Below are 1193 nucleotides of genomic sequence, written 5' to 3'. Positions count from 1 at the left end.
AGCCAATCGCGTAAACTAGAGCGAAAACCATGCGGGCATGCTTCAATTTTATTTTTTCTCATATACCAAGCCATCATCGTATGTGAAAGAGGACCGCGACCGATAGGAGAAAAAAGAAAATCACTTTTAGAAATACAACGAGCTTGTTCAATAATTTTCAGCGCTTCTTTTGATAAGGGGACGCGAAATTCTGTTGTAGTATCACGCTTTCCTTTCATATTTTCAGCAGGAATTGTCCAGACATCATCTTCAATTTGACCTTCACGAATATGACGCAAAGGAAAAGTACGAACTCCTGTCAAAATAAGCAAACGCAAAGCCAGTTGTGTTAGGATTGTTGTTTGGCAAAGTGTTTTATAAAAGGCAGGGACCTCTTTCCAATCCATTGCGGGCATGTTTTGCTTTTTATGACGTTGTTTGCCTAAGAGAGCACGTGCTTTTTCTGTTGCTTGTAAATCAACATCCAATCCTAGTGCAGCCGCATGTTTGAGACATATATTAAGACGATTAAGAGCTCTATTAGCTGTTCCAGCTTTTGTATGCCAGATAGGAGCAAGAGTATTGCGTATCTCAGTTTGGGTAATTTCTGAAACGGGTAAACAGCCTAATTTGGGGAGAATATGAAGACGTAATGGTAAAAACCAATGTCCGTCTTTTCCATCCCCTTTTAATTCAGCTTTACGACTTTCAAAAGCATCTATGGCAATATCTTTTAAGTAATGGAGATTGCTTATCGCCTCACGCTTTTGTTTATTGCGTTCTTTAATAGGGTCACGACCCTCATGCAAAACAGAACGCCATTGATTTGCCAATTCACGCGCTTTTTTTAAAGAAACGTTTCGCAATGCCCCCAAGCCCATTTCGCGACGGCGCCCATGAATGGTATAACGGTAAATCCATTGAGCACCGCCATCTTTACGCTTGTGAAGTAACAAGCCGGCACCATCGTTATATTTGCCAGCCCCTAATGTTGCAACAGATCTTGCATTAAGACGGTTCATAAGAGCCATTTTAAGTCCTTTCTTATACAAATTTTATCCACACACTCATCCCACTTGCTATGTGCAAACGAGTGGTTTTGATTGATTCAATATAAACAGATTTGAAATAAGAGAATCTTACGTTATTCGGGTCTTTAACTCAATATGAATAACGCTAGATTATCATTATAAATCAATAGCTTGTCACCAGCT

The 1193-nt window shown here is 39.6% G+C and carries 1 protein-coding gene; it reads right to left on the bottom strand.

Translation table 11 applies throughout. The annotated features are described in order from the left end of the window. A partial coding sequence (locus ACFINI_RS09935) for a tyrosine-type recombinase/integrase (protein ID WP_375648037.1) occupies positions 1–1010 on the bottom strand: 1010 nt, incomplete at its 3' end. Positions 1011–1193 lie beyond the last annotated feature (183 nt).

It is taken from the genome of Bartonella sp. AA56HLJMS, assembly GCF_042197145.1.
Classification (GTDB): Bacteria; Pseudomonadota; Alphaproteobacteria; order Rhizobiales; family Rhizobiaceae; genus Bartonella.
This window is presented reverse-complemented; position numbering and strand designations above follow the sequence as displayed.